The organism is Pseudoxanthomonas sp. 134C1 (assembly GCF_057773065.1).
Genome location: NZ_JBYMTH010000001.1, coordinates 287,847 through 312,816 on the forward strand (window position 1 = coordinate 287,847; position 24,970 = coordinate 312,816).

General features: G+C 66.7%; 27 protein-coding genes. 15 read left to right on the forward strand and 12 right to left on the reverse strand.

Translation table 11 applies throughout. The annotated features are described in order from the left end of the window. The first annotated feature begins 20 nt into the window (after positions 1–20). From AC3DEZ_RS01280 to AC3DEZ_RS01315, 8 genes are all read left to right on the forward strand, one after another. Complete coding sequence (locus AC3DEZ_RS01280; protein WP_488386581.1) at positions 21–500, forward strand: Lrp/AsnC family transcriptional regulator; 480 nt, start codon at positions 21–23, stop codon at positions 498–500. A gap of 20 nt (positions 501–520) precedes the next feature. After that, a complete protein-coding gene (locus AC3DEZ_RS01285) occupies positions 521–1,036 on the forward strand; it encodes a GNAT family N-acetyltransferase (protein ID WP_488386582.1) in 516 nt (171 codons plus the stop codon). 168 nt (positions 1,037–1,204) lie between these two features. Then, positions 1,205–1,459 (forward strand): DUF2164 domain-containing protein, encoded by a 255-nt coding sequence (locus tag AC3DEZ_RS01290; RefSeq protein WP_488386583.1) that lies wholly within the window; start codon positions 1,205–1,207, stop codon positions 1,457–1,459. A gap of 28 nt (positions 1,460–1,487) precedes the next feature. Next, complete coding sequence (locus AC3DEZ_RS01295) at positions 1,488–1,859, forward strand: VOC family protein (RefSeq protein WP_488386584.1); 372 nt, start codon at positions 1,488–1,490, stop codon at positions 1,857–1,859. Between the two features lie 82 nt (positions 1,860–1,941). Further along, complete coding sequence (locus tag AC3DEZ_RS01300) at positions 1,942–2,352, forward strand: GFA family protein (protein WP_488386585.1); 411 nt, start codon at positions 1,942–1,944, stop codon at positions 2,350–2,352. A gap of 1 nt (position 2,353) precedes the next feature. Further along, a complete protein-coding gene (locus AC3DEZ_RS01305; RefSeq protein WP_488386586.1) occupies positions 2,354–2,749 on the forward strand; it encodes a putative quinol monooxygenase in 396 nt (131 codons plus the stop codon). After that, on the forward strand, positions 2,746–3,132 hold the full coding sequence (locus tag AC3DEZ_RS01310) for a VOC family protein (protein WP_488386587.1): 387 nt from the start codon (positions 2,746–2,748) through the stop codon (positions 3,130–3,132). The genes AC3DEZ_RS01305 and AC3DEZ_RS01310 overlap by 4 nt, the downstream gene beginning before the upstream one ends. Next, positions 3,129–3,788 (forward strand): glutathione S-transferase family protein, encoded by a 660-nt coding sequence (locus AC3DEZ_RS01315; protein WP_488386588.1) that lies wholly within the window; start codon positions 3,129–3,131, stop codon positions 3,786–3,788. Before AC3DEZ_RS01310 ends, AC3DEZ_RS01315 begins: the two co-directional genes overlap by 4 nt. 9 nt (positions 3,789–3,797) lie before the next feature. Here the strand turns inward: AC3DEZ_RS01315 and AC3DEZ_RS01320 are convergent, their stop codons facing one another. Continuing rightward, on the reverse strand, positions 3,798–4,115 hold the full coding sequence (locus AC3DEZ_RS01320) for a DMT family transporter (RefSeq protein ID WP_488386589.1): 318 nt from the start codon (positions 4,113–4,115) through the stop codon (positions 3,798–3,800). Between the two features lie 113 nt (positions 4,116–4,228). Between AC3DEZ_RS01320 and AC3DEZ_RS01325 the strand changes: the two genes are divergently transcribed. After that, a complete protein-coding gene (locus tag AC3DEZ_RS01325; protein ID WP_488386590.1) occupies positions 4,229–4,594 on the forward strand; it encodes a winged helix-turn-helix transcriptional regulator in 366 nt (121 codons plus the stop codon). A 37-nt stretch (positions 4,595–4,631) separates the two neighbouring features. Next, positions 4,632–5,027, forward strand: coding sequence for a DUF1801 domain-containing protein (locus tag AC3DEZ_RS01330; RefSeq protein ID WP_488386591.1), 396 nt, complete (start codon positions 4,632–4,634; stop codon positions 5,025–5,027). A gap of 19 nt (positions 5,028–5,046) precedes the next feature. Here the strand turns inward: AC3DEZ_RS01330 and AC3DEZ_RS01335 are convergent, their stop codons facing one another. Then, on the reverse strand, positions 5,047–5,385 hold the full coding sequence (locus AC3DEZ_RS01335) for a DUF7709 family protein (RefSeq protein ID WP_488386592.1): 339 nt from the start codon (positions 5,383–5,385) through the stop codon (positions 5,047–5,049). Between the two features lie 77 nt (positions 5,386–5,462). On the opposite strand from AC3DEZ_RS01335, the gene AC3DEZ_RS01340 reads away from it, so the two are divergent. Beyond that, positions 5,463–6,077, forward strand: a complete 615-nt coding sequence (locus AC3DEZ_RS01340) for an HD domain-containing protein (RefSeq protein WP_488386593.1) — start codon at positions 5,463–5,465, stop codon at positions 6,075–6,077. A 56-nt stretch (positions 6,078–6,133) separates the two neighbouring features. Here AC3DEZ_RS01340 and AC3DEZ_RS01345 read toward each other — a convergent pair whose 3' ends face one another. The 3 genes from AC3DEZ_RS01345 to AC3DEZ_RS01355 form a co-directional block, all read right to left on the reverse strand. Further along, a complete protein-coding gene (locus AC3DEZ_RS01345) occupies positions 6,134–7,153 on the reverse strand; it encodes a patatin-like phospholipase family protein (protein ID WP_488386594.1) in 1,020 nt (339 codons plus the stop codon). Positions 7,154–7,238: 85 nt separating this feature from the next. Beyond that, complete coding sequence (locus AC3DEZ_RS01350) at positions 7,239–8,054, reverse strand: hypothetical protein (protein WP_488386595.1); 816 nt, start codon at positions 8,052–8,054, stop codon at positions 7,239–7,241. A gap of 43 nt (positions 8,055–8,097) precedes the next feature. After that, positions 8,098–9,117: a TIGR00266 family protein gene (locus AC3DEZ_RS01355; protein WP_488386596.1), complete on the reverse strand. Its 1,020-nt coding sequence runs from the start codon at positions 9,115–9,117 to the stop codon at positions 8,098–8,100. Positions 9,118–9,353: 236 nt separating this feature from the next. Here AC3DEZ_RS01355 and AC3DEZ_RS01360 point away from each other — a divergent pair, with 236 nt between their 5' ends. Together AC3DEZ_RS01360 and AC3DEZ_RS01365 are read left to right on the forward strand one after the other, a co-directional pair. Next, on the forward strand, positions 9,354–11,630 hold the full coding sequence (locus tag AC3DEZ_RS01360) for a TonB-dependent receptor (protein ID WP_488386597.1): 2,277 nt from the start codon (positions 9,354–9,356) through the stop codon (positions 11,628–11,630). 131 nt (positions 11,631–11,761) lie between these two features. Continuing rightward, positions 11,762–13,894 carry an ankyrin repeat domain-containing protein gene (locus AC3DEZ_RS01365; RefSeq protein WP_488386598.1) on the forward strand — a complete coding sequence of 711 codons (2,133 nt, stop codon included), beginning with the start codon at positions 11,762–11,764 and terminating at the stop codon, positions 13,892–13,894. Between the two features lie 31 nt (positions 13,895–13,925). Here AC3DEZ_RS01365 and AC3DEZ_RS01370 read toward each other — a convergent pair whose 3' ends face one another. The 3 genes from AC3DEZ_RS01370 to AC3DEZ_RS01380 form a co-directional block, all read right to left on the reverse strand. Further along, positions 13,926–15,077, reverse strand: coding sequence for a glycoside hydrolase family 18 protein (locus AC3DEZ_RS01370; RefSeq protein ID WP_488386599.1), 1,152 nt, complete (start codon positions 15,075–15,077; stop codon positions 13,926–13,928). A 461-nt stretch (positions 15,078–15,538) separates the two neighbouring features. Then, complete coding sequence (locus tag AC3DEZ_RS01375) at positions 15,539–16,318, reverse strand: rhomboid family intramembrane serine protease (RefSeq protein ID WP_488386600.1); 780 nt, start codon at positions 16,316–16,318, stop codon at positions 15,539–15,541. A gap of 90 nt (positions 16,319–16,408) precedes the next feature. After that, entirely contained in the window at positions 16,409–17,368 is a 960-nt protein-coding gene (locus AC3DEZ_RS01380) for a TerC family protein (protein WP_447104029.1), read from the reverse strand. A gap of 249 nt (positions 17,369–17,617) precedes the next feature. Between AC3DEZ_RS01380 and AC3DEZ_RS01385 the strand changes: the two genes are divergently transcribed. Continuing rightward, a complete protein-coding gene (locus AC3DEZ_RS01385; protein WP_488386601.1) occupies positions 17,618–18,787 on the forward strand; it encodes a class I SAM-dependent rRNA methyltransferase in 1,170 nt (389 codons plus the stop codon). A gap of 252 nt (positions 18,788–19,039) precedes the next feature. On the opposite strand, the gene fabV is transcribed toward AC3DEZ_RS01385, so the two are convergent. From fabV to leuE, 4 genes are all read right to left on the reverse strand, one after another. Further along, positions 19,040–20,257, reverse strand: a complete 1,218-nt coding sequence (gene fabV / locus AC3DEZ_RS01390; RefSeq protein ID WP_488386602.1) for an enoyl-ACP reductase FabV — start codon at positions 20,255–20,257, stop codon at positions 19,040–19,042. 178 nt (positions 20,258–20,435) lie between these two features. Beyond that, a complete protein-coding gene (locus AC3DEZ_RS01395; RefSeq protein WP_488386603.1) occupies positions 20,436–21,857 on the reverse strand; it encodes an amino acid permease in 1,422 nt (473 codons plus the stop codon). 429 nt (positions 21,858–22,286) lie between these two features. After that, a complete protein-coding gene (locus AC3DEZ_RS01400) occupies positions 22,287–22,640 on the reverse strand; it encodes a DUF488 domain-containing protein (RefSeq protein ID WP_488386604.1) in 354 nt (117 codons plus the stop codon). A 10-nt stretch (positions 22,641–22,650) separates the two neighbouring features. After that, positions 22,651–23,268: a leucine efflux protein LeuE gene (leuE, locus tag AC3DEZ_RS01405; protein WP_488386605.1), complete on the reverse strand. Its 618-nt coding sequence runs from the start codon at positions 23,266–23,268 to the stop codon at positions 22,651–22,653. Positions 23,269–23,397: 129 nt separating this feature from the next. On the opposite strand from leuE, the gene AC3DEZ_RS01410 reads away from it, so the two are divergent. Further along, positions 23,398–24,747: a DNA recombination protein RmuC gene (locus AC3DEZ_RS01410; RefSeq protein WP_488386606.1), complete on the forward strand. Its 1,350-nt coding sequence runs from the start codon at positions 23,398–23,400 to the stop codon at positions 24,745–24,747. Positions 24,748–24,970: the final 223 nt, after the last annotated feature.

The following is a 24,970-nucleotide window of genomic DNA, read 5'->3' on the forward strand; positions in this document are numbered from 1 at the left end:
ATGATGTTGCGAGGCAACAAATGGCCGAATCCCTCCCCTTGGACCGGACCGACCTGCGGCTATTGGCGCTGCTGCAAAAACAGGGACGCGCGCCCAATTCCGAAATCGCCGCCCAGGTGAACCTGTCCCCGTCGGCCTGCCTGCGCCGGATCCAGCGACTGGAAGCGGCGGGCGTCATCGGGGGCTACGCGGCGCTGGTCGAGCCCAAGAGCGTCGGGCTGGGTTTGCAGGCCTTCGTCCGCGTGCAGCTGGAGAAGCATGGCCAGAGCGGCATCGCGCTGTTCGCCGACAACGTGCAGCGCTGGGACGAAGTGGTCGCCTGCCACGCGCTGACCGGTGACATGGACTATCTGCTGCATGTGGTGGTGCAGGATCTGGAACACTTCTCGCGCTTCCTGCTGGACCGGTTGCTGGACGCCAGTGGCGTGGCCGACGTCAATTCCAGCTTCGTGCTGCGCACGGTGAAGGCCTTCGGCGGCTGGCCGCTGCCGAAGGCATGAGGATTTCCACGGGAGCCGAAATGGATCAGCTGCATATCCGTGCCGCCACGCATGACGACCTCGACGCCATGTGGGCGATCTTCCGCGCGGTGATCGCGCCGGGCGACGCGCTGCCGTTCGACGAGCACTTCGATCGCGACACCTTCCGCGATCATTGGTTCGGCGCGCACGCGGCCTGGGTGGCGGAGCAGGGCGGCCAGGTGATTGGCATGTACAAGCTGGGTGCCAACCACGCGGGGCGGGGCGCGCACATCGCCAGCGCGACGTACGCGGTCGCGCCCGAGGCGCAGGGCAGGGGCGTGGGCAGGCGACTGGTCGAGCACAGTCTGGCCCGCGCGCGTGCCGCCGGGTTCCGCGGCATCCAGTTCAACTACGTCGTCAGTACCAACGCGGCGGCGGTGGAACTGTACCGGCGTCTCGGCTTCGACATCGTCGGCACGCTGCCGGGCGCGTTCCGTCACGAACAAGCCGGGTGGGTGGATGCGTACGTGATGTTCCGGACCCTGGAACCGTCGGAATCCGATCTGGCGCGATGACCTGGATGTCCGACGCCAGTCCGGCGCGCGGATCGCATCCGGTGAGACCGGCCGCGTGATGATGGTGCGTGAATCGATCGCGCCGGTGCGGCAATGAGATGCACCGGTGGCGATCAACCTTCCTGCCTCCGGCGCGGATGGACGCGCCGGGACGAATGAGCGGACACCATGATCGAAATCCAGTTCTCCCCGGAAGAAAAGGCGCTGATCGTCAACCGGATCCAGCTGTATTTCAGTGAGGAGCTGAAACAGTCCATCGGCCGGTTCGACGCCGAGTTCCTGCTCGACTTCTTCTCCCGGGAGGTCGGCGCCTACCACTACAACCGTGGTCTGTACGACGCACAGGTCGCGCTGGCGGCGAAACTGGACGATGTCCAGGACGCCATCCACCAGCTGGAGCGTCCGACCGACTTCAAGCGCTGACGCCGCACGCGCGGCAGGGGAATCCGGCATGGGCATTCCGCTTCGCAACCTGGTCGCCATGGCGCACGTCGCCGACGTGGCACGTTCCATCGCGTTCTATGCACGCCTGGGCTTCGAACTGCGCGATACCCACGTGCCCGAACACGGCGACGCGCCGGTCTGGGCCTGGCTGGAGGGCGGGGCAGGGCAGTTGATGCTGGCGCGGGCCAGCGATCCGGTCATTCCCGGCCAACAGGCGGTGTTGTTCCATCTGTATTTCGACGACATCGCGACGGTGCATGCGCGGTTTAGCGCGGAAGGACTGGCGGTCGGCCCGATGACCCATCCGTTCTACTGTCCGCGGGGCGAGTTCAGGTTGACCGACCCCGACGGCTATTGCCTGATGTTGACCCATACATGAGCCGCCGGGGCCCTTGTCACCCGCCGCGTACTACACTGGCGCTCCGCCGGCGCGAAAGGCCGGAACACAGGACAGGTACGGCATGATCCGCGAAGTCGGTGGTGTTTCCATCCAGCCGACCCATCGCGCGCGCTGCCATTGCGGCGCGGTGGTGCTGGAACTGGATCTGCCCGACGGCATCGTCAGGCCGCGCCGCTGCGATTGCTCGCTGTGCCGGCGCAAGGGCGCCATCGTCGCTTCCGTGCCACTGACCGGTCTGCGGGTGGTGCAGGGCGAGAACGTACTGAGCCTGTATCAGTTCAACACGCGGGTCGCGCGGCACTACTTCTGCTCGCGCTGCGGCATCTACACGCATCACCAGCGCCGCTCCGACCCCAACGAATACGGCTACAACGTCGGTTGCCTGGATGGCGTCAATCCGTTCGCGCTGGGTGACGTACCGGTCGAGGACGGAGTGAACCATCCGTCCGACCGGAAACCAGCGGAGACATGAAATGAAGCGCCGCGATCTGTTGGCCGGAGCGGGCGCGGTGCCGGTGATGATGTCCTCGCCGCTGCCGGCGAACACCCACGGAAAAGGCTCGATGTACGGATTGATTGGCAAGATGAAAGCGGTGAGCGGTCAGCGTGATGCGCTCATCGCCCTGATGCTGGAAGACGTCGGCGCCATGCCCGGCTGCCTGAGCTACATCGTCGCCCGTGATCCGGCCGATACCGACGGCATCTGGATCACCGAGGTCTGGGACAGCGCCGCCAGCCACAAGGCATCGCTGTCGCTGCCGGCGGTGCAGCAGGTGATCGCCCGCGCCAAGCCGCTGATCGCCGGCTTCGGCGAACATTTCGAGACCATGCCCGTAGGTGGCCACGGCCTGGCACGGGCGTCGGTATGAAGCCGCAGCCACTGATCGCGGTGCGGGACATCGCGTCCAGCCGGCGCTGGTACCAGGCCGTGCTTGGTGTGGACAGCGGTCACGGCGGCGACGAGTACGAACAGCTGATGGCCGGCGACGAGATGGTCCTGCAGTTGCATCGCTGGGAAGCACACGCGCACCCGCATCTGGGCCAGGCGGATATCGCCCATGGCAATGGCGTGCTGCTGTGGTTCCTGGCCGGGGATTTCGATGCCGCGCTGCATCGTATCCGGCAGGCGGGCGCGGAGGTGCTGGAAGGACCGAAGGTCAATCCGAATGCGCGGCATCGGGAGATCTGGCTGCGCGATCCCGATGGCTATGTCGTGGTCGTCGCCGGACACTACGGCGATCTCGGCGCATGAGCCGGATTCTCTACAGCGGCACCCGCAATGCCTCCAGCTGGGCGTTCCGCGCCTGGCTGGCGCTCCGCGAGCAGGGCATCGAATTCGAGGAACGCATCGTCGACATCCGCAAGCCGCAGCGATTCGAGAATCTCGCGCGCATCGCCGTGTTCTCGCCACCCGCCGCCGTGCCGGTGCTGGTGGATGGCGGGACGGTCATCCACGACTCGCTCGCGATCATGGAATACGCCAGCGAACTGGGGGCGTCCCCGCTGCTGCCGGCCGACATCCGCGATCGCGCACGGGCGCGCGCGCTGCTGGCCTGGGTGCATTCCGGTCTGTCCGGCCTGTGTGGTCACCTGTCGTTCGAAAGCGCCTTCTATCCCCAGCGGCGGCGCATGACCGCGCAGGAACAGGCCGAGGCGGGGCGCATCCTGGCGGCCTGCCAGCAGGCGCTGATTCACAGCGGTGGGCCTTATCTGTGCGGTGCGCTGTCGCTGGCGGATCTGGCCTTCGTACCGGTCCTGTGGCGACTGTTCGCGCACGATGTCGACGCCAGCGCCTGGCCCCATGCCGTCGACTGGACCGAACGCCTGCTGTCCCGGCCAACCGTGCGCGAATGGCTGCGCGAGGCCGAAGCCTTGCCGCCGGTGTACTTGGACGACTACGAACCGTAGGCGCGCGTCCTACGCTTCCAGCCAGCGCAGGCCGACGATGCCGAGCAGGATCAGCGCCATGCAGCCCAACCGAGCCGGCGAGGGACTGTCGCCATACGCGAAGATGCCGAGCGCGGCGACGCCGATCGCGCCGATGCCGGTCCATATCGCGTAGGCGGTGCCCGTGGGCAGATCGCGGATCGCATGGGTCAGCAGGAAGATGCTGACCAGCGCCGCGACGATACCGATCACGCCGGGCAGGGGACGCGTCCATCCCTGCGCGGATTTCAGTGCGCCGGCCATGACGATCTCCATCAGGCCAGCGAGAATCAAAAGCCACCACGCCATCACGGACTCCGTTGGGTTCACTTGAAGGGCGCCCAGCCTGACCACACACTGTGGGCGGTACAAGTACGCACTTCGAGGTGCCTGTGGACAGTGGTCAGCCGAGCCCGCCCACCATGGTGGAATCCGCAAGCGGCGCCTGCCCGTCGCAGGCCGTGATGGCGTTGCTGGCGGGCAAATGGGCGTTGCCGCTCCTCACCGAACTGGCACGCGGTCCGGTGCGCAACAATGCGTTGCTCCGGCGCATCGACGGGGTATCGCAGAAGGTGCTGACCCAGAACCTGCGCGAACTGGAACGCAACGGCCTGATCGAACGCATCGACCACGGCACGGTGCCGCCGAGCGTGGAGTATCGCCTGACCGCATTGGGGCATTCGCTGGACCGCACCCTGACCGGCCTGGACCGGTGGGCGGAGCAGCACAAGGCGGCACTGATCGAGGCGCAGGCGCAGCATGACCGGCGCCGGGCGGACGCGGAATAATCCGCGGGCCCGATCCCGGGTAAATGAATTAGACACCATGCACCGCAAGGCTACCGATACCACCGAAGCCGTCGATGCCTTCATGGCCGCGCTCGCGCATCCCTGCAAGGCTGAGGTGGAAGCATTGCGCGGGATCGTGACCGGCGTGGATTCTGGCATCGCCGAAGGGATCAAATGGAATGCGCCGAGCTGGCGCCTGGGCGAGTACTTCGCCACGACCCACCTACGCGCCAGACAGGGCATCGGCGTGATTCTCCATCTCGGCGCGAAGACGCGGGCGCCGGGTCAGAGGCCCGCGATCGATGACCCGGACGATCTGCTGGAATGGCTGGGACCGGATCGCGCGCGGGTGGCATTCATCGACATGGATGAGCTGCGCCGTCGGCAGCCGGCGTTCGAAGCCGTGCTGCGGCAGTGGATCCGCCTGCTCTAGTCGGGCGTGTTCCGCGCGATCAGTCGCCGGTGCCCTGAGCGACGGCCTTGCTTCGATGCGCCAATGCCAGTTCGCCCACACGACGCCGGCCGGGGTTGTCGCCGGCGATCCACTCGGTCGGCGGGAACAATTCGAACAGGCCGACCTTGAACAGGGTCGGGATGGCCGCGGCCAGTTCCGTTTCCACCGGGCCGCGTTCGCCCGCGTTGTACAGGGTGATGTTGTGCAGCAGCGTGGCCACCGTGCCGGTCTGCACACGGCTGCCGTCCTTGAGGGTGACGGCGGGCAGCAATTCGCCGTCGGCGACGATCTTGTGGTTGATGGCGGCGAGGTCGGGAGGCGGGGAGGGCGTGGACATGCGGAGGTTCCTGCGACGGGTTCCACCGCAAGGATGTGGGCGGATCACGTGCGGGCAAGAGGCGTAGACTCGCGATCATGAGAGAACACCTGCAACCGTCCTGGCAGCGTGCCTGGCAGGGCATCGGCGCCGTCGGCGACGGATTGGCCTGGTTCGAACAACTGCTGGCCTGCTACCGGGAGCCGCATCGCCATTACCACTCGCTGCAGCATCTCGGCGAATGCCTGGTGGCCTTCGACGGCGCGCGCGGATTGGCCCGGCGCCCCGACGAGATCGCACTGGCGCTGTGGTTCCATGACGCCATCTACGATGTGAAGCGCTCAGACAACGAGGCGCGGAGCGCCGACTGGGCGCGCGAGGCGCTGATGGAGGCGGAGGTCGATGCCGCCGCCGCGGATCGCGTGCATGCGCTGATCATGGCGACCCGTCACGACGCGGTGCCGCAGGACGCCGACGCGCAATTGCTGGTGGATGTGGATCTGGCGATTCTCGGTGCGACGCCGGACCGGTTCGCCGAGTACGAGGGTCAGATCCGGCGCGAGTACGCGTTCGTTCCCGGCTGGCTGTTCCGGCACAAGCGGCGCGAAATCCTGCGCGGATTCCTGGAACGCCCGCGGCTGTACTCGACGCCGCATTTCCACGACCGTCTGGAAGCGCGGGCGCGGGAAAACCTGGTGCGGGCGATCGGTTGATCGCGACGCCGGATCCGTTCCGGCGTCCAGGACATCTCAGCGGGGGAAGCTCCGCACTATTCGCATTTCTTCTTGCCGCCCCACAGCTTGCCCAGGTGGAAGCCTTCGTCGTCGCATTCGGCAGGCTTGGCCGGCGCGACCGGGGCAATCCTGGCGGCATGCGCGGCCAGGCGCTGCCTGCGCAACTGCTCCAGCTTCTCGCGGATCTGCGGCATCACCGCCATCGCCGCGCGCTCGCCTTCCAGGATCGCGTTGTTCTTCTGTTCGAAATCCGCCGGACCGATCTCGCTGACCCGGGGGCGGATGACGACATCCGCGCGCGCCAGTTCCTGCTCGCCGAGCTTCTGGCCCATGATCGTGATCGACTGGTTGACGATGCCCAGCATGCTGCCCGGCCGCGTGCCAGGCGCCTTGCTGGAGATGTCCACCGCGATCACGAAGTCCGCGCCCAGCTGGCGCGCCGCGTCCACCGGCACCGGGCTGACCACGCCGCCATCGATGTAGGTGGCCTTGCCGATCACCACCGGTTCGAACACGCCGGGAATGCTGCTGGAAGCGCGCACCGCCTGGCCGACGTTGCCGCGCACGAACACGGTGCGTTCGCCGGTTTCCAGCTGCGTGGCGACCACGGCGAAGGGCTTTTTCAGTTTCTCGATCGGGCGCTTGCCGAGCAGCTCGTTGACGTAGTCCTGCAAGGCCTGTCCCTGCACCAGCCCGCCGGAGAACAGGCGCACGTCGCGGATCTTGGTTTCATCGAGCGCGAACGCCTGCTTCTGCATCTGGAACGGATCCATGCCGCTGGCGTACAGCGCGCCGACCACGCTGCCGGCGCTGGTGCCGGAAACCACCACCGGCTGGATGCCGTTGGCTTCCAGCATCTTGATCACGCCGATGTGGGCGAAGCCCTTGGCCGCGCCGCCACCGAGGGCAATGCCGACCTTCACCGGTGCCGGTGGGGGCACCGGCGCGACCGGCGTCACCGCAGCGGGCGGTGGCGAGGGCTTGGTATTGCCGCCGCAGGCGACCAGCAGCAACAGCGGCAGCAGCCAGGGAAGGCGGGGGTGTAGCGCATTCATGAATGTGCAGGCGAGCTGGATGGGTCGCGCAGGATACCGCGTGCCGACCCAATGGCTTCCAACCAGGACGGGGCGGCGAAGAGGTTCAGGGCTTCTCGGCGGGTTTCGCACATGGCTGCCGCGCCGCCGGAAAGGCATGGCGATCGGGGAGGCGGGCCCGCAGCATCACCAGTTGCGGCTGCAATCCCTTGAACAGTGGCCCAAGCCCACGCGAGCGAATGTCGCAGCCGGCTTCGAACGAGCGCAACGAAAGCACGGTCATGTCGCCCGCGGTGCCGACCTGGAAGATGGCGTCGACAAACCCGCACCGCGCATCCTCGAACGCGATCTCGAGGCGATCGTCGTAGGCCACGGCCGAGCCGCCCTGCGCCTGGAGCGTGGCCACCAGTGCTTCGGGGACGACAGGGGAAAGATAGGACACGGGCGCCGGCAGCCGTTCCGGCGCGCGGCTGGTGGCGGTAAAGGCGAATACCGAGATCAGGGCGATGACCGGATGCCACGGCCGGGTCACCGGCATCCGGCGGGACTTCTGCGAAGCCCGGCGGAACAGGACGAACGAAAACGGAAGCACCACAAGCGCGATCAGATCGGTCGCGTCCACGGTGCGAGCCATCGCCATGGGCATCCAGGTGTTCCACAGGGTGATGACCGGCTCCGACCCCGGCGATTTCCACCAGGCGAAAGCGCCGGCGATCAGGACATGCGCGAGCCGCGAGGATCGTCCGGTGATCGCGGAGACGAACCACGCGAGCGCGAACAGGCCGGCGAAATCCGACAGCTTCCCGGTCAGCGCGTTGTGCCACAGCGGCTTGAACAGATGATCATTGAGAAGCAGCGTCAACAGCGCGGCCAGGAACGCCGGATGAGACAGCGCCGCCAGGCGCGGCCTCATCCGATGCATGCGTGGTTCCGTCGACACGGCGTCGTCCATGATCGATGGCGGCTCAGAAGCTGTTGTCGCCGTCCAGGATCCGGCCCAGCCCGCCCAGCACCGAGCCCTCGCCGCGCGCCTGCCCGCCGGCCTGCGGCGCGGCCTGCAGCATGCGGCCGGCCAGGCGCGAGAACGGCAGCGACTGCATCCACACCTTGCCCGGACCGGTCAGGGTGGCCAGGAACACGCCCTCGCCACCGAAGAACATGCTCTTGATGCCACTGACTGGACGCACATCCATGTTCACGCTGGCGTGGTAGGCGACCACGCAGCCGGTATCGACGTCGATGCGCTCGCCGGCCTGCAGGTCGCGCTCGACCACCGTGCCACCGGCATGCACGAACACCCAGCCGTCGCCTTCCAGCTTCTGCATGATGAAACCCTCGCCGCCGAACAGGCCGGTGAGGATCTTGCGCTGGAAGTGGATGCCCACGCTGACGCCGCGCGCGCCGGCCAGGAAGCTGTCCTTCTGGCAGATCAAGGTGCCGCCGTGCTCGTCCAGCTTCATCGCCAGCACCGTGCCGGGGTAGGGCGCGGCGAACGCGACCTTGGCCTTGCCGGTGCCGGTGTGGGTGAACACCGTGGTGAACAGGCTCTCGCCGGTGAGCACGCGCTTGCCGGCGGAAAGCAGCTTGTCCATGAAACCACCACCCTGGCCGCTGTGCGAACCATTGCCGAACACGGTGTCCATCTGCACCGTGCCGTCCTTGAACATCAGCGCGCCGGCTTCGGCGATCGCGCTCTCACCCGGATCCAGTTCGACTTCGACGAACTGCATGTCGTGGCCGACGATGCGGAAATCGATCTCGTCGGCGCCGCGGCGACCACCGGAACCCGGCAGCGGCGGCGCGTGCGGCGGGGCGCTGGCGGCACCGCCCAGCTCCGGCACCTCGCGTACCGCCTTCCACTCGCGCATGCCCTCGCGCCAGGCCAGCGCGCCGGGGTTGAGCTGGGCGTGGCGGCGGGCGGCTTCATCGTCCAGCGGACCGACCCGCTGCTGATCATTGGGACTATGGAAATACCACTGGCTCATGAGGGTGTCCGGGGGTGGAAAGAGCCGCGAGTCTAGCCGCGTGGCTCCTGCTGCGACATACCCGGAAGTCCTGCCCGGTATGGTCGGAACGCGACCGTGGTCGCGGCCTGGCGGGATCGCCGTTACCTTCGGCATGAACAGGACTTCCGGCCATTGCCCCGCCTGTTGCTGTAATGCAACATTCGCATGCTAGGCGGCGCCCGCCGCTCCCGACCACCCACCGGAAAGCCATCGCCATGTCCCGACTCCGCTCCACCGCCGTGCGGCCGCACCGCCTTGCCTTCGCCATCGCCGCGTTGCTGCCGTTCGGCAGTGCCCTCGCCCAGGAAGCGACCACCCCCGCTCCCAGGACAGAGGCTTCCACGCTGGACACCGTGCAGGTGACCGCGCAGCGCAAGGTCGAGAACATCCAGGACGTCCCGGTCTCGATCTCCAGCGTCAGCAGCGAGAAGCTGGACGTGCTCGGCTCCGGTGGCAACGACATCCGCTTCCTGTCCGCGCGCGTGCCAAGCCTCAACATCGAATCGTCCTACGGACGCGCGTTCCCGCGCTTCTACATCCGCGGCCTGGGCAACACCGACTTCGATCTCAACGCCTCGCAGCCGGTCTCGCTGGTGTATGACGAGGTGGTCCAGGAAAGCCCGTTGCTGAAGGGCTTCCCGATTTTCGACCTGGAGCGCATCGAAGTGCTGCGCGGTCCGCAGGGCACGCTGTTCGGCCGCAATACCCCGGCCGGCGTGGTCAAGTTCGAGTCGGCCAAGCCGACCCGCGAACTGGACGGTTACGCCCAGCTGTCCTACGGCACGGACAACATGTGGAACTTCGAGGGCGCCATCGGCGGTCCGCTGAGCGAGCGCTGGTCCGCACGCGTGTCGGCGCTGTACCAGCGCAAGGAAGACTGGGTGAAGAACCAGAATCCGGCGGGCCCGGATCGCGGCGCCGAAGGCTACGACGAATCCGCCGCGCGCGTGCAGTTCCTGTACGAGGGCGACGCGTTCGAAGGCCTGTTCAACCTGCACAAGCGCCACCTCAACGGTACCGCCCGCCTGTTCCGCGCCAACATCATCAAGCCGGGCACGAATGATTTCGTGCCGGGCTTCGACAAGGACAAGATGTACACGGACGGCGTGAATTTCTCCGAGCTCGACACCTGGGGCGGCAGCGCGCGCCTGCGCTGGGATCTGGGCGACTACAACCTGTACTCGATCACCGGCTACGAGACCGCCGAATCGCTCAACCGCGGCGACATCGACGGCGGCTATGTGTACACCTTCGACTTCAACCCGGCCGACGGCATCGACGCCGGCCAGCCGCTGATCGGCGCGCGCTTCCCGTCCGAATCGGCCGACGGTCTGCCGCACCACAAGCAGCTCACCCAGGAATTCCGCCTGGAATCGGATTACGCCGGCAAGTTCAACTGGCAGGCCGGCCTGTTCTGGTTCAAGGAAGACATCCGCATCGACAGCTTCAACTACGACTCGCTGGCCTCCGGCAATCCGCTGAGTGGCCACGCGATCCAGGAGCAGGAGAACAAGGCCTGGGCGGTGTTCGCCTCCGGTGAATACCAGGCTACCGACAAGCTGAAGCTGCGCGGCGGCGTGCGCTACACCCAGGACAAGAAGGATTTCAGCGCCAGCGTGCTGCGCGCCGTGCCGGGCGGGTCGCCGGTCGGCGGTCCGTTCCGCGAGCACACCGATGTGGACGACGTCAGCTGGGATGGCAGCGCGGTCTACGCTTTCAACGACAACGTGAACTTCTACGCCCGCGTCGCCAAGGGCTTCCGCGCGCCGTCGATCCAGGGCCGCGTGGCCTTCGGCACCGTGACCAAGGCCGACTCGGAGGAAGTGATCTCCTACGAGGCCGGCGTAAAGGCGGACCTGTGGGACAAGCGTGCGCGCGTGGGTTTCAACGTGTTCCGCTACAACGTCGACGGCCAGCAGCTGATCGCGGTCGGTGGCGGCACCAACCAGGCCAATCTGCTCAATGCCGACAAGACCATCGGTCAGGGTTTCGAGCTGGATCTGGAAGCCTACGTACTGGACAACCTGCTGGTGACCTTTGGCAGCAGCTACAACGACACCGAGATCAAGGACGCCGATCTGGGCGTCGCGCCCTGCGGTGGCGGCTGCACGGTGACCGATCCGATCGTCAATGGCTTTGCCCGCATCAACGGCAATCCGCTGCCGCAGGCGCCGAAGTGGGTACACAACCTGACCGCGCGCTACAGCGTGCCGATGGGTGACGGCGCCGAGCTGTACTTCTACACCGACTGGGCCTACCGCAGCGAAGTGAACTTCTTCCTGTACGAGTCGGTGGAGTTCACCGGCAAGTCCTCGCTGGAGGGCGGCCTGCGCATCGGCTACGGCTGGAACTACGGCGACTACGAGGTGGCGCTGTTCGGCCGCAACATCACCGACCAGACCCGCATCGTCGGCGCGATCGACTTCAACAACCTGACCGGCTTCATCAACGAACCGCGCACCGTCGGTGCCGAATTCACGATGAAGTTCTGAGGCATCGCCTTTCCCACCGGTGCCTCCACCGGTGGGAGAACCAAACTCAATGTGAGTCGCCAAGGTCGGGGCCCCATGCTAGGGTCCCCGCCCTGGCGGGCGGCGCTTGCCCGCGCGCAAGGATCAGCCCGTTGTCCCCATCGCATCGTTTCAAGAGCGGCCTGTCCGCCATCCTGCTCGCATCGGGGCTGGTCGCCCCCTCCGCGGTTCCCACCGCAGCCGCAAGTGATTTCGGCGCCATCATCGAGCACGCGATGCTGGATCGTTTCGCGGTGGATCCGGGCGAGCGCACGCTTGCCCGCTCGTGTGCCGATCGCTGCACCTTCTCGATGGTGGGCACGCGCTGGGGATTCCTCAATCGCTACGACTCCGGTTTCCGCCGCGTATGGCGCTCGCCGCCGATTGCGGTACGGGGTTGCGACCGTGTCGATGAAACCTCGCTGGCCAGTTGGGGGCGTTGGGACAGCGGCTTCAATTACCTCGACCTGGGCCGTTGCAGGGAAGACCAGCCCAACCTGTGGTTGTGGCAGGCCGACAACGGGCTGCTCGCGCTGAAGGTCCAGGAGCGTGATCCGGCAGACGACACGCGCAAGGTGCTGCAGGTGGAACCCGTCATTCACGCCTATCTTCCGCCGCAACGGCCGCTGGCTGATGCGATGGCGGCCATGCAGGCGCAGTGGCAGAAGCAGAGACCCAGCCACGGCAACGCATACCTGGATGTCGCGTCGCCTTCATCGCCGCGCGTTGAAGCGGGACACGAACCCGATGTGTCGGCGTTGCGCGCCGCCCATGCCGAAGCCGGGCGTATCTGGCGCGCGCGTGCCGCCGGCAAGCCGGAAGATCGCGCCATCGCCGCGGTGGCGGCGATGCAACCGGTGCTGGCGACCCTGGATTGGCGGACGCTGCCCGAAAGCGAGCTGGGCCTGCTGAACGATGCCGGCTTCTGGTTGCAGCAGACCCTGCGCTGCGAAGATGCGGTGGATGCGACCGTGCTGCTGGAAGAGGTCGTCCATCGCGCGCCCGCCCGCGCGCCCGCCTGGCTCAACCTCGCGGACGCGCAGGCGTACACGCGATCGCCGGCATGCGAGGCGAGCCTCCGCTGGACGACAGTCGCCAGTGGAATCGCCGTGCAGGAGAACGCCCGTCGCTATTGCACGGCGCAGGGCATCACCCGGATGCCGGCCGACATCTTCATTCGGGTGGCGGGCATGCTCGGGGTGGTAACGCTGGATGCAGCGGTGTGCCGGCCCCGCGGCGATATCATCCGCGCGGTGCAGGCGAGCGACGCGGCCGCGCTGACGCGGGCGCTGCGGGCGCATCCGGAGGACCTGGAGCAGCCTTCCGCACGCGGGTACCTGCCACTGCGCGAAGCCGTCGAACAGGGTTGGCTGGAGGGCGCCCGGCAACTGCTGGCGGCCGGTGCCGATCCCAATCGCTCGCGTCCATCCGACAGGGAATACGACCTGGTTCCGCTGGTGGCGGCGATCTACCGCTACGACCTGGCAATGGTGGATCTGTTGCTCGGGCACGGCGCCAATCCCAATCCCGGCCTCGTGAGCAGCAAGCCCCTGCTGATTGCCGCCAGTCTGTGGAAAAAAAGGGACCGATCGGCCACCGCCAACGCCACCGCGATGGTGCAGGCACTACTGGATACCGGCGCCGATATCCGCCAGAAGAACCAGGATGCCGAAACCGCACTGATGCAGGCCGCCTCCAGCGGCAATCTTTCAACCGTGGATCTGCTGTTGGCGCGCGACGGTGGTGCCTTGCTCAACGCCACCGACCGGTATGGACGCAACGCGCTTCATCACGTGCCGCCGTTCGATAATGATCGCGCCATCGTGTGGAAGCGATTGCTGGACGCGGGTGCCAACATCAATCAGCAGGACAAGAACGGATATACCCCCTTGTCGAGACTGTTCGAGTTCAGTGGCAGCAACCGCGACATCATCGCGGCGATGGTGAAGCAGGCGTTGCGTCATCATGCCGATACGCAGCTGGCGGATACGGAACGCGGCCAGACCGCGCTGCATCGCGCCGCCGCCGCCGGCAACCTTGCCGCCGCGCGCGCGCTGATTTCGGCGGGGGCGCCGCGCTGCCCGCGAGACCGCGAAGGCAAGACCCCCGCGGACTGGACCCGCCAGCGGATTGCGAGCATGGAGGCCGACGGAAGCTGCACGAAAAATCCGTCCTGCTCCCGGCAAATCAAGGACCTGAAAGCCATCGTCAAGCGCCTGAACTGCCCGGTCCGCGAAGGGCCCTGAGCGACCCGTCTTCCAGTGAGGAGAGAACCGGCTACGGCTTCACGGGCGAATCGGTCAACAGGGCTTCGCGCGCCACGTCCAGCAGCTGCTCATCCGGGTCATTGCTCTGTTCCCAGTACATCACGCCGGCCAGGCCCTTTTCTCGCACGTAGGCGACCTTGGCTTTCAGCGCCTGCGGATCCTCGTAGCTGATCATCTTGCGCAGCGTCGGATTCCACAGCCACGCCGCCTGCGCCTGCTCGTCCCAATGGCGGACATAGCCTTCCTTGTTCAGGCGTGAGCGGGCGATCTCCCGCCAGGAAATGAAACCGCCACCGCTGGCGAACGGCTGGTCCAGGCCGTTGTTGCCGTCGGTCACCTCATCGAAGGTGCGGCCGTAGAACGCCAGGCCGACGTGCAGCTTGCGCGGCGGCGTGCCGCCGGCGAGGAACTCCTCCACCGCCTGCACGGTGTTACGGCTGCCCGGCTCGGCCGTGCGCGACGGGCGCAGGCCGGCGTGATGGCCGGTCGTGCGCTTGAGGCTGCCGTAGAAGTCGTAGGTCATCAGGTTGATCCAGTCTAGGATCGCCGAGATGCGGGGAATGTCCAGGCCGCGCGCCGCGTCGCCATCGGCGGCGGCGATGGTCAGCAGGTAATACCGATCCCCCTGGGTCTTGCCGAGCGCGTCGAGTTTCGCGCGCACGGCTTCCAGCATCAGCGGGAAGTTGGCCTTGTCGTCGGCGCTGTAGCTGATGCCCGGGCCCGGATGGCCGGGATACTCCCAATCGATGTCCAGGCCATCCAGATCATGCCGGCGCACCAGTTCCACCGCGGTATCGGCGAAGCGCGCGCGCGCGGCTTCGGTCGAAGCCGCTTCGGAGAAATTCCCCGCGCCCCACCCGCCGATCGACAGCACGATCTTCAGATCCGGATTGTCCTTGCGCAGCGCGGTCAATCCCGCCAGCGAGCGCGCCGCGGTTTCGCGGGGCAGGAACACTTCGTGCTGCGGATTGACGTGGGCGAAGGCGAAGTTGATGACGTCCAGCTTGCGCGCGCTGATGGGCGGCAGCTTCTCGCCATCGGACACGTAGCCAATCACGCGGTAACCGGAATCGTTTTTCGCCTGCGCAGCCTGCGTTTCGACGACGCCGATCGAGAAAGCGAAAGCCAGCGCCAACCACCCTGATCGAATCAATCTGCTCATGTAATCGCGACTCCCAGCGGGGCCGTCACTATACGATTACTTCCACATTGAGGAAGCGACGCGAATCGCGGTGGCGATGAATGTCCGGGACGACGTCATCCCTTCGCGAGGGAAGGTCATGCGATGACTGCCGTACGCCTTCGGATGTCCATTCGGATGACGGCAGGACAGGGAATGGACAGTGGGCGGGATGCGGGCGGCGTTCCGTCCTTCCATTGAACGGCTGTGGCGACTGACGTCGCTCCTGCATGGACGGGCCCGTGGCACCGCTTTCTGCGGGAGCGACGTCAGTCGCGACACTCCCATTTCGTTCGATGGGTCAAAAGCTCGCGACTCACGTCGCTCCCATGGGAAACAGTGCCGCGAATGCCGGCCGTGTGGGAGCGACGTCAGTCGCGATTCCCAACCTGTTCGAACAACTACCGGACCGCGGTTGAATCGCTTCGAAGGAGGCTGACGGCCTACCGCCCCGGCGGATCCCGTGGCGGAAAGCGCAGGACCACCCCGCGCACGCCGTCGTCCTGCGGGCGCACCCACAGCACCGGCACTTCACGCGGCGCCGGCGGTTCCAGTTCGTCGTCGTTCGGCGCGATCGATTCTTCCTCGTCCTCCCAGCTGTAGCGCCTGCGCGGCAGCGGTGGATCCAGCCGGCGGAACAGGAGCGCGGCGATGAAGCCGCCGATGGCGCCGCCCATGTGCGCCTGCCACGACACGCCGGGTTCCTGCGGCAGGATGCTCAGCACCATGCCGCCGTAGAACAGGAAGGCGATCATGCCGGCCGCGATCGCGGCGCGGTCGCGTCGCAGCAGGCCGAGCATGAAGATCATGAACATCAGGCCGTGGGTCAGCCCGCTGGCGCCCAGATGGTGCGAACCCGGATCGCCCAGCAGCCACGGCCCCAGCCCCGCGCCCAGCCACACCAGCGGCACGGCGCAGGCGGTCGCGCGCGGGTACACCGCGCCGGCGAGAGTGCCGAGCATCAGCAGGGCGGTGGCGTTGGCGGCGATGTGTTCGACCGAGCCATGCAGCAGCGGCGCGGTCAGGATGCCGATGAGGCCCTGCACCTGCAGCGGCGCGATGGCGAACGGCGCCCAGTCGAAGCTGGACTGCGCCGAGAACACCACCGCCAGCAACAGCACGAAGGCCAGGCTGAGATTCAACGCCCACAGCAGGCGCCGGCGATCGTGCCGGCGCTGGGTGTCCGGATCGAAGGCCGGGTGATCGGGATGATGCGTGTCCATGGATTCCTGCATGGCGCCCCGCCCGGGGCTTTGCAAGGGCCAAGCGCCGGGGACAGACCATCCCGTGGACGGGATGGCCGTCCGGGGGCGTCAGGCGTGCCGGTCCGGGCTGGCCGGACGCGCCAGGCTCAGGGCGATGGTCACGCCCAGGATCGCGGCCACACCGGCCAGCGACCACAGCACCGGGATCTTGAACACGTCGATCAACAGCATCTTGGTGCCGATGAAGGCCAGCACCACCGCCAGGCCGTAGGGCAGCAGGTGGAAGCGATCGGCCATGCCGGCCAGCAGGAAGAACATCGCGCGCAGGCCCAGCACCGCGAACACGTTGGAGGTCAGCACGATGAACGGATCCGCGGTGATCGCGAAGATCGCCGGGATGCTGTCGACCGCGAAGATCACGTCGGTGACGCCGATCAGCACCAGCACCACGAACAACGGCGTGTACCAGCGCTTGCCGTCGCGGACGACGCTGATGGCCTCGCCGTGATAGTCGGGCGAAAGCGGCAGATGCCCGCGCATCCAGCGCAGCACAGGATTGCGTTCCAGGTCCGGCTCCTTGCCGGCGGCGAACCACATCTTCACGCCGGTCAGCAGCAGGAACGCGCCGAACACGTACAGCAGCCAGTGGAAGTGGGCCAGCAGGGCGGCGCCGGCGAAGATCAGGATGCTGCGCAGGACGATCGCACCGAGGATGCCGATCACCAGCACGCGCTGGCGCTGCTCCTCCGGCACCGCGAAGTAGCTCATCACCATCAGGAACACGAAGATGTTGTCGACCGCCAGCGACTTCTCCACCAGGTAACCGGTGAGGAATTCCAGGCCGACCTTGTTGGCCATCGCCACGCCGGCGGTTTCATTGACGTACCACCACAGGCCGGCGTTGAACAACAGCGCCAGGCCGATCCAGCCCAGGCTCCAGTACAGCGCTTCCTTGAACGTCACCCGGTGCGCGCCGCCATGGCGCATCAGCACCAGATCGACCAGCAGCGCGATCACCACCACCCCGGCGAAGCCGGCCCACAACCATGGATTGCCTATCGTTTGCATCGAATGTCCCGTCGGAAAGAGTCAAGGCCAGGCCGCAGGGCGTCGGGCATGCACGGGATCGAGGGGACTCCGGGGCAGATCTTCGCCGTTGCGGCGAAGGTCTCGCTCACAGCCAGGTTTCTGGCTGCCGTGGGACCGGAGCGTGAATGCTCGAAATGACGGCCGGCACGTTGGGAGCTACTCCCCTTCTGGCGGCGATTTTCAGGGCAAGGGGCCGGGCCGGTCAACGGGAAAGGTAAAATGGCGTTCATGAACAGCCCGCTCCCCGTCGTACGTCTCAAGAACGCCTGGCGCTCCAGCCACCCGTGGATTTTCCAGAAACTGGTGGAAAAGCCCGCCCAGAAGCCCAAGCCGGGCAGCCTCGTCGATGTGGTCGGGGTGGACGGCGAGTGGATTGGCCGGGGCTTCTACAACGGTCATTCACGCATCGCCGTGCGCATCCTGGAGACCCATCCGGAGGTCCCGATCGACGCCGGCTGGTTCTCGCGCAAGATCGCCGAGGCGGTGTCGCTGCGGCGTGACGTGCTGGAGCTGGATGCGACCACCGACGCCTGGCGGGTGGTGCATGCCGAGGGCGATGGCCTGTCGGGTCTGGTGGTGGACCGCTACGGCGACCTGCTGGTGGTCGAGTTCTTCAGCGCCGGCATGTTCCGCCACCGCGAGTGGGTCTACGAGGCCCTGCAGGAACAGTTCCCCGGCGCGCGCTTCTACAGCTTCGCCGAGGAACACATCCAGAAGCAGGAGAGTTTCGACTTCCGCGGCAGCGATCCGGTCCCGCCGGCGGTCATCAGCGAGTACGGGGTGAAGTTCCGCGCCGATCCGGCCGGCGCGCACAAGACCGGCTTCTTCGCCGACCAGCGCGAGAACCGCGAATGGCTCTCGCACCAGTGCGGCGGCAAGCGGGTGCTGGACCTGTGCTGCAACACCGGCGGTTTCGCCGTCTACGCGGCCGCGCGCGGCGCCAGCGAAGTGGTCGGCGTGGACATCGACCAGGACGTGATCGAGATCGCCAAGGGCAATGCGCGGCTGAACGACGTGCGTCCGAAGTTCGTGCAGGCCGATATCTTCCCGTACCTGCGCGACGCCGCGAACCGGGGCGATCAGTACGACGTGGTGATCCTGGATCCGGCCAAGATGACCCGCGACCGCGAGCAGGTCATCGCCGCGCTGAAGAAATACCTGGACATGAACAAGCTGGCGCTGGGCGTGGTCAAGCCGGGCGGCCTGTTCGCGACCTTCTCCTGCACCGGGCTGGTCAGCGAGGAACAGTTCCTCGACATGCTGCGCCGCGCGGCTTATTTCTCCGGCCGCACCATCCAGATCCTCAAGGTGGCCGGCGCCGGCGCCGACCATCCCTTCATGGCGCACGTGCAGGAATCGCGCTACCTGAAGGCGGTGTTCTGCCGGGTGGTGGACTGAGCGGTCGGCGGGACACCCCTACAAAAGCAAATCCCCCTCATTCCCCCTTTTGCAAAGGGGGAGGTCAAAGCAGATCCGGGTGATGAGGCTTTTTTTAGCCCCCTTTTTGAAAAAGGGGGCGGGCGCCGCAGGCGACGGGGGATTGACCAGCCATGCGGCTGTTGAGAAGTGCTTGCTCTTCGCGCAAACAGCAAATCCCCTCAATCCCCCTTCTCCGAAGGGGGAGGCAGAAGCAAAAAGCTCGTTGGCCCCTCAGCCTTCCGGTGACAGCTCGATGCAATCGAACTTCACGTCCGGATCCACGTCGGCGTCGTAATCCACGTCGCTGCGTTCGAAGCCGAACAGCTTGAGGAATTCGTGCTTGTAGTTGGCGTAGTCGGTCAGCGCGAACAGGTTCTCGCTGGTGATCTGCGGCCACAGCGCCTTGGCCTTGGCCTGCACTTCCGGGCGCAGTTCCCAATCGTCCAGACGCAGGCGGTTCTCGTCGTCGGTCTGGGCCGGCTGGCCATCCGCGCGGTACATGCGGTCGCGGAACAGGCGGTCGAGCTGTTCGATGGTGCCTTCGTGCAGACCGAGTTCCTTCATCACCTTGAATACGATGCTGATGTACAGCGGCATTACCGGAATCGCCGAGCTGGACTGGGTCACCACCGACTTCAGCACGGCGACGTTGGCGCCACCACCGGTGGCTTCCAGGCGCTTGTCCAGGCGATGCGCGGTCTGGTCCAGATCGACCTTGGCCCGGCCCAGCGCGCCATGCCAGTAGATCGGCCAGGTGATGTCGGTGCCGATGTAGCTGAAGGCGACCGTGCGCGCGCCGTCGGCGAGCACGCCGGCCTTGGCCAGCGCGTCGATCCACAGTTCCCAGTCCTGGCCGCCCATCACGGTGACGGTGTCCTCGATCTCCTGCTCGGTGGCCGGCTCGATGGTCGCGTGGATGATGGCGTCCTTGTTGGTGTCGATGGCGGTGGAGGTGTAGGCCGCGCCGATCGGCTTGAGCGCGGAGCGCTTTAGTTCGCCGGTCGAGGGCAGCTTGCGTACCGGCGAGGCCAGTGAATAGATCACTAGGTCGACCTGGCCGCCCATTTCGTTCCTGATCAGTTCGATGACCTTGGCGCGGGCTTCGTTGGAGAACGCGTCGCCATTGATCGAGCGGCTGTAGAGGCCGGCTTCCTTGGCGAATTTGTCGAACGCGGCGGTGTTGTACCAGCCGGCGGTGCCGGCCTTCTTCTCGCTGCCCGGCTTCTCGAAGAACACGCCCAGGGTGTCGGCGCCGAAGCCGAACGCGGCGGTGATGCGCGCCGACAGTCCGTAGCCGCTGGAGGCACCGATCACCAGCACTTTCTTCGGGCCATCCGTGCGCACGCCCTGCGCGCGCGTGGCGGCGATCTGGTCGCGCACGTTGAGCTCGCAGCCGAGCGGATGGGTGGTGGTGCAGATGAAGCCGCGGACTTTGGGATGGATGATCAACGTCGTTACCGGGAATGTGCCTGCCCGGCATCTTAATGGCCGCTCCGGCGGGAAAGAAGCCTGAGGACGCTCCGCCGAAAATCCGTTCGCGCCGTTCGCAGGCGTACTGTTCCGGCGGGACAAAGAAAAAGCGGGCTTTCGCCCGCTCTTTCCATGCCGGTTGACCGACGTTGCGCGATCAGGCGTCGCCGCCCTTCGCCAGCAGGCTGCTGCGGCGGCTGTAGAGCAGGTAGACCACCACGCCGATGGCGTTCCAGGCCAGGAACCACAGCTGGGTCGTGCGCGGCAGGCTCCAGAACAGGTACAAACAGCCGCCGATCGCCAGCGGGCCGACCAGCCAGGCCGCCGGTGTGCGGAACACGCGTGGGCGATCGGGATCGCGCTTGCGCAGCACCAGCAGGCACACCGCCACCGCGATGAACGCCGCCAGCGTGCCGGCGTTGGCCAGCGCGGCGATTTCGTCCAGGCGCGCCACGCCGGCCAGCGCGGCCACCAGGATCGCGGTGAACACCGTGATGGCCACCGGCGTGCCGGTGCGCGGGTTGACCTTGGAGAGGCCGCGCGGCAGCAGGCCGTCGCGCGACATCACGAAGAAGATGCGGCTCTGGCCGTACAGGAACGCCAGCAGCACGGTCGGCAGCGCGATCACGGCCGCGCCGGCGATCACCTTGGCGGCGGTGCCCTGGCCGAGTTCGCGCAGGATCAGCGCCAGCGGCTCCGGACTCTGGCCGAACACGGTGTAGCTCATCGCACCGACGGCGGCCGCCGCGACCACGATGTAGATCAGGGTGCAGCCAATCATCGAACCGACGATGCCGATCGACAGATCGCGGCCCGGGTTCTTGGTCTCTTCGGCGGCGGTGGAAATCGCGTCGAATCCGTAGAAGGCGAAGAAGATGATTGCCGCCGCGGCCATCACCCCGCGTTCGACGCCGTCCGCCCCCATCGACTTGACGAAGCCGTAGGGCATGAAAGGTTCCAGGTGGGACGCATCGAACTGCGGCAGCGCGATGGCGACGAACACCGCCAGCGCGATCACCTTCACCACCACCAGGACCGCGTTGAGCGTGGCGCTCTCGCGGGTGCCGGCGATCAGCAGGCCGGCCACCACGAAGGTGATCAGCACCGCCGGCAGGTTGATCAGTCCGCCGGCGTGCGGACCCACCGTCAGCATCGTCGGCATCTCGACGCCCATGCCTTTCAGGAAGCCCACCGCGTAACCCGACCAGCCCACCGCCACCGTGCTGACCACCAGCGAGTACTCGAGAATCAGGCTCCAGCCGACCACCCAGGCGATGGATTCGCCCAGCACGGTGTAGCTGTAGGTATAGGCACTGCCGGCGGCCGGCATCAGTGTCGCCATTTCGGCATAGGCCAGCGCCGCGCAGGCGCAGACCACGCCGGCGACCACGAACGACAGCAGCACGGCGGGACCCGCCAGGTTCGCGCCCACTCCAATCAGGGTGTAGATGCCGGTGCCGACGATCGCGCCGATGCCCAGCGCCACCAGATGAGGCCAGCTCAGCGTGGGTACCAGCCGGCGGCCCTCTTCGTGCACGGTGACGCGATCGATGGACTTGCGCCGGAGCCAGGTCTGCATGGAGTGTCCTTGAATACGGAAGGGACCCGGCAGGCCGGGCGGGTCTCGATGTCAATGCGAGTCGAGGCGCGTGCAGGCTAAAGGCCGGCCGCCCTGCTGGCAATCGGCAGCGCACCACCGGTGTCCGGGTTTGCGGTTGCCGAGGAGCGCCAAGCGCTTGTGCGAAAAGCAGGTGCTTCTCAACCGCCGAATGGCGGGCCAATCCCCCGTCGGCCGCTGACGCGGCCGCCCGCCCCCTTTTCAAACGCCTTTCAACAGCTGCATGGCTGGTCAAGGGGGCATGCAGACGAAGCCCAGCGCCGGGAACTGGCTTTTCCTCCTCCGATAAGGGGACACACAGACCATACCCAGAGCGGAGAACCCGCTTCTCCTCCCCCTTCGCAGAAGGGGGACCGAGGGGGATTTGCTCCCGCTTCCGGCGCCGGAACCCTACCGTCCGTGATGCTTCTTCAGATACTCCGCCAGCGCCACGGCTTGGTTGTGCTCGGGATCGCGCGCACCGTAGACCAGGGTCACCCGACCGTGCCGCAAGGCTTCGCGCAGGGGCGCCAGCGCATCGGGCCGGGCGTCCAGTTCGGCGAAGTAGCGCTCCCGGAATCCGTCCCAACGCGACGGCTCATGGCCATACCAGGTCCGCAGTTCGGTGCTGGGCGCCACCGCCTTCATCCACTCCGCGTCGAGCTTCTCCTTCGACACCCCGCGCGGCCACAGGCGGTCGACCAGGATCCGCTTGCCGTCCGTCCGTGAGGCGGGTTCGTAGGCACGCTTGATCCGCAGGTCCATGGAAACCTCCTCAGCCGGTGCCCAGCCGCACGCCGAAGCCGACCAGGAAAACGCCCGCCAGTGATTGCAGCCAACGCCGCAATCGCGGCTGCTGGCGGACCCGTTGGCTCATCGCATGTCCGGTCAGGATCAGCAGCGAGCAGTACAGCAGGGTGATCACGGCGATCAGCGCGGCCATGGTAGCGAACGTCACCAGGCCCTGGTGATGCGCCGGATCGATGAACAGCGGGAAGAACGCCATGTAGAAAATGATGGCCTTCGGATTCAGCAGCGTGACCAGGATGCCCTGGCGGAAATAACGTCCGGCCTCCATCCGCACCGGGCCGGTACCTTCGCCGCGTTGCCACAACAGCTGCACGCCGATCCAGATCAGATAAGCGGCGCCGGCGTACTTGACCAGCCCGAACAGCACCGGATTGGCCTTCAGCAACGCCGCCACGCCGATCACCGCCAGCCACATCAGGATCTGATCGCCCAGCGCCAGACCGGCCAGGGTCGCGTAACCGGCGCGCGGTCCACCCTTGCCGGTGGCCGTCAGCAGCGAGAAGGTGCCGGGGCCGGGAATGGCGAGAAAGACGATCACGGCCGCCACGAAAGTGCCGAGATCCTGGATGCCCATCCACTGCATGGCGGAATCGTTTCGAAGAGGGGAACCCGGATTCTGCGCCCGAAAATCCGGCGTGTCATGGGCGCGCGCCGCCGGCTCGCCGTGACTTTGGTATCAAGGCCTGAGACGCGCCCGGCTACACTGTCCGCCATGGAAACCCAGACCCTGCTCGTCCTGCTCCTCGTTCTTGCCGCGGTGACCATCGCGCTGCTGGTCGCGCTGCTCCTGCGCCGGCCGGAAGAGCGCCTTGGTGCGGTACTGGAGCGCGCGCTGCGAGACGAGCAGCGCGACGGGCGCGGCGAGCTGCGCGAGCAGCTGGAAGGGCTGTCGCGCCAGCAGGAAGTCCGCATCGAGGGCTTCGGCCGCAGCCTGGCCGATCTGAGCACCCGCACCGACCAGCGCCTGGACATCCTGCGCGAGGCATTGAACGAGGATGCCCGCAAGGGACGACTGGAGGCGGCCGAGTCGCAGCAGCGTTTCGCCGACACCCTGGGACAGCGGCTGGCCGAGCTCACCCAGCGCAACGAGCAACGTATCGGCGAGATGCGAACCACCCTGGAAGCGCGACTGAAGGAGTTGCAGGCCGACAACACCGCCAAGCTCGAGCAGATGCGACAGACGGTGGACGAGAAGTTGCAGACCACGCTGGAAGCGCGCCTGGGGGCGTCGTTCAAGCTGGTGTCCGAGCGACTGGAACAGGTACAGCGCGGTCTGGGCGAAATGCAGCAGTTGGCGACCGGCGTGGGTGATCTCAAGCGCGTGCTCAGCAACGTGAAGGATCGCGGCGGTTGGGGCGAAGTGCAACTGGAGAACCTGCTCGAGCAGGTGTTGACCGGCGAGCAGTTCGCGCGCGGCGTGCGGGTTCGTCCCGACAGCGGCGAAGCGGTCGATTTCGCCATCCGCCTGCCCGGGCGTGGCGAGGACCAGACGCCGGTGTGGCTGCCGATCGACGCGAAGTTCCCGCGCGAGGATTTCGAGCGCCTGCTGGACGCGCAGGAGCGTGGCGATACCGAGGCGATGCGCGGCGCGGGCGCGCAGCTCGAACGCGCGATCAAGGTGCAGGCCAAGTCAATCAACGAAAAATACGTGGTGCCGCCGCATACCACCGATTTCGCGGTGATGTTCCTGGCCACCGAGGGCCTGTACGCCGAAGCGATCCGGCGGCCGGGATTGGTCGACGCGCTGCAGCGCGAGCACCGCGTCGTCGTGGCCGGCCCGACCACGCTCGCCGCACTGCTCAACAGCCTGCAGATGGGGTTCCGCACGCTGGCCATCGAACAGCGCTCCAGCGAGGTCCGTCATCTGCTGGGCGCGGTGAAGACCGAATTCGGCAAGTTCGCCACGGTGCTGGAGAAGGCGCACAGCCAGCTCGACACCGTGCAGAACAGCATCAAGGCCGCCGGTGTGCGCACCCGCGCCATCGAGCGCCAGCTGCGCAACGTCGAAGCGCTGCCCGGCGAGGACAGCCAGAAGCTGCTGGGCGCCGACGAGGCGGAGTAGCGTCGCGCGGGAACCCCAACCTGTGGGAGCGACGTCAGTCGCGATTGTCCCATCGTTCGAAAAGCCAAAAGCTCGCGACTCACGTCGCTCCCGCAGGAAGTCATCCGTAGCCGGTCGGGGCCATCGGTAAACCAGAAGGGAGCCGACAAGAAAAAACCGGCGCATCGCGCCGGTTCTTTCGGGACTTCTCCGAACTTCTCCGATTCGCGACTGACGTCGCTCC